At 71.1% G+C, this 5,860-nt stretch carries 3 protein-coding genes; 2 read left to right on the top strand and 1 reads right to left on the bottom strand.

Annotation, left to right across the window (positions count from 1 at the left end; genetic code table 11):
* Nucleotides 1-78: 78 nt before the first annotated feature.
* On the bottom strand, nucleotides 79-2,337 hold the full coding sequence (locus ACFWOG_RS12185) for an alkaline phosphatase D family protein (protein WP_380357347.1): 2,259 nt from the start codon (nucleotides 2,335-2,337) through the stop codon (nucleotides 79-81).
* 946 nt (nucleotides 2,338-3,283) lie between these two features.
* Here ACFWOG_RS12185 and ACFWOG_RS12180 point away from each other — a divergent pair.
* Both ACFWOG_RS12180 and phnA read left to right on the top strand, forming a co-directional pair.
* Entirely contained in the window at nucleotides 3,284-4,180 is an 897-nt protein-coding gene (locus ACFWOG_RS12180) for an ROK family protein (RefSeq protein WP_380357344.1), read from the top strand.
* A gap of 247 nt (nucleotides 4,181-4,427) precedes the next feature.
* On the top strand, nucleotides 4,428-5,780 hold the full coding sequence (gene phnA, locus ACFWOG_RS12175; protein WP_380357341.1) for a phosphonoacetate hydrolase: 1,353 nt from the start codon (nucleotides 4,428-4,430) through the stop codon (nucleotides 5,778-5,780).
* Nucleotides 5,781-5,860 lie beyond the last annotated feature (80 nt).

Below are 5,860 nucleotides of genomic sequence, written 5' to 3'. Positions count from 1 at the left end.
GGGGGGTGTCGGGGTGGTGCGGTTTTAGCGGTGGGGGGGGCCGGGGGGGCCCGTCGGCCCGCACCTCAGGTACGGCTCTCAGTAGCCGAGTTGGGCTGCGGTGAGCACGAGGGGGCCGATGACCGTCTTACCGGCTGCGTTGATCCAGGTGGCGGTCAGCTTCGCCTGCGTGGCGGTGCTGGTGTCGGCCTCCAGCTTGAGGAAGGTACGGGGCTCGGCGACCTTGTCCACGAGACCGACAGGAGGGGTGCCCACGTGGTGCACGTCGGCGGCCGTCTTGTCGTGCAGCGGGCTGACGACGAACTCCCACAGGTCATAACCGACGTTCGGGTCCCCGTGGTTCTTCAGGGTGCGGGAGACGTGGATGTCCCCGCTGAGCAGGACGCAGCCCTTGATGTTGTTGTCCCTGATGTGCTTGAACAACTCGGCCCGCTCGGCCTGGTAGGTGAACCAGTCGTCGCTCTCGGGGCCGGCCTTGTCGTACCAGGTCATTCCCGAAGCGAGGAGCTTGAACTTGGCGGTGCTCGCCTTCAGCTTCCCGAACAGCCAGTCCTTCTGGACGCTCCCCATGCAGACCCGCGGGTTCGAACCCGAGTTGGAGAACCACCGCGGGTCGATGAGGAACACCTCGACCGGGCCGCGCCGGAAGGACGTGTAGATGCCCTCACCGGGACCCCGGCCGGTCACCGCCTGGGTCCCGTTGGTGGCGTGGCCGAAGGAGGCGTTGGCGCGGTAGTCGACGAACACCTGGCGGAACAGGTCCTTCTTCACGAAGGTGCCGTCGGAGCCGTTGGCGCCGTAGTCGTGGTCGTCCCACGTCCCCCAGACCGGCATCGACCTGACCAGGTTGTCGATTCCGGGCGCGGCCAGGAACTCCCGGTGGGTCCTGCGCGCCTTGGTCAGGACCTCGGTGTCCGTGGGGGGAGTGCCGCCCTTGAAGCTGAGCCCCCGGTCGGCGTACGGGGTGTCGCCGAGCATGACGAAGCCCTCACACTGGCTGTCCAAGATCTGCTTCCACACGGGGTTCGAGATGCTGTGTGCGCAGGAGCCCACGCCCAGGATGACCTTGGTGGCCGCGGACGACACCGGTGCGGTCCTGAACTTCCCGGTCAGCGGGACGGAAGGGGCGTCGGGGGTCGTACAGGTGATGGTGAAGGTGTAGTCCGTGTCCGGCGTCAGGCCCGTCACGTCGAACAGGACGGTCTCGTCGTTGTCGGCCATGATGGTCCGGTCGGCGGGTTGGTTCACGGCCCCGCCGCTCACCTGGCAGCTCCAGATCGGGTAGGCCACCCGGTTCACACCCGGCCGTGCCCAGATCCGTGCCGTGGTCTCGCTCACGTCGCCGACGAGCGGACCGGCCTTGGGCGACGGGGTGGTGGACACGCCGGGCGCGCTCGAAGCCCGCACCTTCTGCACGTACCCCGTCAGGGCGTTGAAGAAGGCGTGACTGTCCTCGATGGCGGCGGCGGACTCGACCGGCGTGGTGCCGTCCGCCGCGTAGCACTTGTCGATGGTGAGGCTGGAGACCAGGTACCTGCCCTTCTCGTGCCTGCCCTCCACCAGGGCCGCCGGGAAGCCCGTCGTTCCCGGCACGCAGGACAGGAGCACGCGCATCTCGGCCCAGGCCCCCAGCGACTCCCAACTGGTCCAGAGCTTCTTCTCGTATCCCCCGTCGCTGCGCCGGGTCCGGCGGCCGGTGAGCACCTGGCCACTGGTGGCCGCTGCCGTGGACACCGCCAGAGGCTTCACCAGCGGGTGGTTGGTGTCCACCGGGTAGATCGTGTTGGAGTCGTAGTCGGTGCGCACCGCGTGCATCGGGACCGCGTCGTACTGGTAGTCGAAGACCGGCAGGTAGGGAACGCCGACACCGGGCCGGTCGGGCTGGGCGAGGTCGAGGACCACTCCGCCGGCCTTGACGAAGGCCTGCAGCGACGCACGCTGACCCGTCTCGAAGGTGGAGTACGAGGGCAGGGTGCCGGCGAAGCTGCCGAAGGCGACCAGGGCCACCTCCTGAACACCGTTCACGGCCGCCGCGGCCGCCGCGTTCGCCGCGGACAGCGTGGACGGCGCGGCCTGGTAGCGCACCCCCTGGTTCGGGTTCAGGGTGATCACGGCGAAACCGGCGTTCTCCAGCAGCGTCTTCAGCCCGCGGGCGTTGGTCTCCGCATCAGGTTCGTCCAGAACCGCCGCCACCAGCCCCGACCAGGGGTTGGCGTGCGCCTCCGCGGTGGCGCCGGTCATGGTGGTACCGGCGGTGGCCATCACCGCGCCGGCGCCCAGCAGCTGTACGACCCTCCGGCGGCTGATCTCGGAGGGGGTGCGGGAAGAGTCATCCATGGTCTTCTCCTGAGGGGGTGTGTCAACCGGTGCCGTCGAACCACGGCCCCGGCAAGGGCGTGGTCGAGCGGGGTGGGGTGGGTACGGGAGACCCGATCGGTGGGGTCGACGGTGCGTGTCGCGCGGGGCGGCCGTCGGCGCCGGGGTGGGGGCGTCACGGGTCGGCCGGACGAGGGTCTGCAGCCGCTCGGGTGGCCGGTGCCGTTCAGGCAAGAACCGGCGAAAACGGGCGGGGCGACTGAGTCGAACTACAGCGCCAGCGAAACCGCGCTGTCAATACTCACGCACCGGATATCCGTGCGCGGAATCGGGGACGGGGACTCTCTTCAAGATCCCGGGGAAGGGCGCGAGCGGCGGGTCACCGCTCCGGCCCCTCGGTCCGGTCCGGATCGATTCCTCCCGACGGCCGGGGTGTTCCCCGGGAATCCGCGACGGGTCGTCGAGGGGCGGGGATCCACCGGTCGCCGGCCACCGCGATCGCCCAGGGACCGAACCGACGGGGTGAAGTGCCGCCGCCTTCAGAGGAATTGGGGCCGGTGCCGCGCTCCGGCCGACCGGCGACCTCCGGCGGCCCCGGAGCCTCCTGAACGTCCCGACACCTCCCGCGCCGACCTTCCCGACCGGGCGTCAGGCATCATCCCGGCCGATCCGGCCAGGGTGTTACCGAGCGGAAATCCGCAGGACACGATCCGGACTTCTCACGCCGACACCGGGCACGGAGCGCCCCCATACGATTCCGCTATCCACCCCATCACCATTTCGGGCCTTGCCACCGCCCTCCCCCTCACCAACCATCGGATCCCGCGCTCCCGGGACGGGGCGTAGCGCGATGCCGTCGCCCCGGGCCCGGGCCGCCGTTCTCGTCGGAACGGGACGCAGGTGCGCTCCGCCCGCGCGGCGGCGGCACTGCACACCACCCTCAGGACCACCCGGAGGCAGGGCCGCCATGACCGTCACCCATCCGCACCCCGAACACGTCCGCCCCGCACCGGACCGTGACCGCGCCACCACCACGGCGCGGGGCACACCCGCCGAACAACTCGGCGCCCTTCCCCGCGCACCGGGACAGGAGACCGCGCGACGGCGTCCCGCCTCCGGGACGAGTGTCGTCGCCCTGGACGTCGGCGCGCGCTACATCAACGGGACCGTGATGACCGGCGACGGCCGGGTGCGGGAGTCCGAGCGCTGGTACACCCGGCCGCACCGGGGCCCGGACGCCGTGCTCGACACCCTCCTCGGCTGCGCGAGCGACCTCGCCGCGCTCGCCGGCCGCCGGGGAATGCCGGTGGTGGCGGCCGGCCTCGTGGTCGGCGGATCCGTCGACCGGATCACGGGCCTCGCCACGGTGCCCCGACTGGGCTGGGCGGGCACGCCGTTGCGCTGCTGGCTGGAGGAGCACCTCGACGTGCCCGTCGCCCTCGGGCACGCGGGGCACGCCGGTGCCGTCGCCGAGGGGAGGCTCGGAGCCGGTCGCGGGTGCGACGCGTTCGTGTTCGTGGCATCGGGCGACCCGGTCCTGGCCGCGGTGCTGCGCGGAGGGCAATCAGCGGGGTCGGCGGCCTTCGCCCCGGGCGGGGACTCGCCGGACGACCGGACGGTGACGCTGCGGAGCGCGGACAGCAGGGCGCTCGCCGAGATGATCCTGGCCGCCGAGGTGGAGCGGGTGGTCGTCGGCGGACCGCTGCCGGCGGCGGACACGGCCCTGCGGCAGGAGATCGGCTCCGTCCTCCGGAGGAACAACCGGCGCGGTCCGCGCCCGGAGGTGGTCGTGGGACGGGTGGGCGGCAGGGCGGCCTGTCTGGGAGCCGCCATGTTGGCCCAGGAGCTGGCAGGGAGCCGCTGACGGCGCTCCCCTCCCTCCCCCGCCCCGTTGCCACACCGGGCACCGGGCACCGCGCACCGGGCTGATCCGTGCCTTCACCGGATCGTTGCCAAAGAATTCTCCAAGGCCGACTCAAGCTGCCGTAAAGCAGCGGTCCGCACTTATGACCCGGATAACCGGATCGGGGGTTCCTCCCGATCCGCCACGCCACCACCCTTGCGTTACCAACAGATACGCGCCACGTAAACGAAACGCTAAGGAGCCCCCCGTGACCACCGGGAATTTCACCGTCAACGGCAGGACGTACGCCAGGCCCGCAAACCCGGTCGTCGTCATCTGCATCGACGGCAGCGAGCCGGACTACCACATCGAGGCGATGGCGGCCGGTCGGATGCCCTGGCTGAGCAAGGTCCTCGAAGACGAGGGGACCTCGTGGCCGGCGCACTGCGCGATGCCCGCCCTCACCAACCCCAACAACGTGTCCATCGCCACCGGCCGGCCGCCGGCCGTGCACGGCATCAGCGGGAACTACATCTTCGACACCGGGCTCGGTGAAGAAGTCCTGATGAACGACAAGCGGTTCCTGCGCGCGCCCACCCTCCTGGCGGCGGCGAACGAGGCCGGACTGGACGTCGTCGTGGTCACCGCGAAGGACAAGCTGCGCCGGCTGCTCGGCGCCGGTCTCGTCGAGGAGGGCCCCTCGCTCGACGGGTCCGGCGAGTTCGTCCCGCCCTCGCGCCGGGGCATCTGCTTCTCCGCCGAGAAGGCCGATCTGGCCACCGTCGAGGAGAACGGAATCGGCGACGTTCTCGACATGGTCGGAAAGCCGCTCCCGACCGTATACTCGGCCGACCTCAGCGAGTTCGCTCTCGCCGCCGGCGTGAGAATTCTCGAAACCCGCGGCGCTGACCTGATGTACCTGTCGCTGACGGACTACATCCAGCACAAGAACGCGCCGGGTACCGAGGCCGCCAACGACCTCTACGAGAAGATCGACCACTACGCGGGTCGGCTGGCCGAACTCGGTGCGACCGTCGTGCTCACCGCCGACCACGGCATGAGCGCCAAGACCGACGCCCAGGGCCGCGCCCAGGTCGTCTTCGTCGAGGAGGAGGTCCGACGCATCCTCGGCGTCCCCGCGGACGCCGAGGCCGAGGGTCTGCGGGTCATCCTGCCCATCACGGACCCGTACACGGTGCACCACGGCGCGCTCGGTTCCTTCGCGAGCGTGTACCTCCCCGAGGGCGCCGACCGCGACGCCACGATCGGCGCCCTGCGCGCCATCGGGGGCATCCAGGAGGTGCACGGCCGCGAGGAGGCGGCCGCGCGCTTCGCGCAGCCCGCCGACCGCATCGGCGACATCGTGGTCCTCGCCGAAGCCGGCACCGCCCTCGGCCGCTTCCCCGCCTGGCACGACCTCAGCGGGCTGGACGCCCCGCTGCGCTCCCACGGGGCACTGGGCGAGCTCCAGATCCCGTTCCTGATCAACCGTCGACTCCCGGAGCCCGAACCGCTCGACGAGCCGTACGGCGACCCCGCCGTCATCCACAACTACGACGCCTTCTGGGTGGCCACCACACTCGTCGCCCAGCAGGAGAGCGGTACCGCTCACGCGCACTGACACGCCGCGGCCGCCCCTTCGGGGGGCGGCCACGGTACCGGCGGCAGCCGCCGCCCCGACCTCGCGCCGCCTGCCCTGCG

Source organism: Kitasatospora sp. NPDC058406, from assembly GCF_042722765.1.
Classification (GTDB): domain Bacteria; phylum Actinomycetota; class Actinomycetes; order Streptomycetales; family Streptomycetaceae; genus Kitasatospora.
Note: the sequence above shows the minus strand (reverse complement) of the source record. Positions and strands in the feature narration are given on the sequence as shown.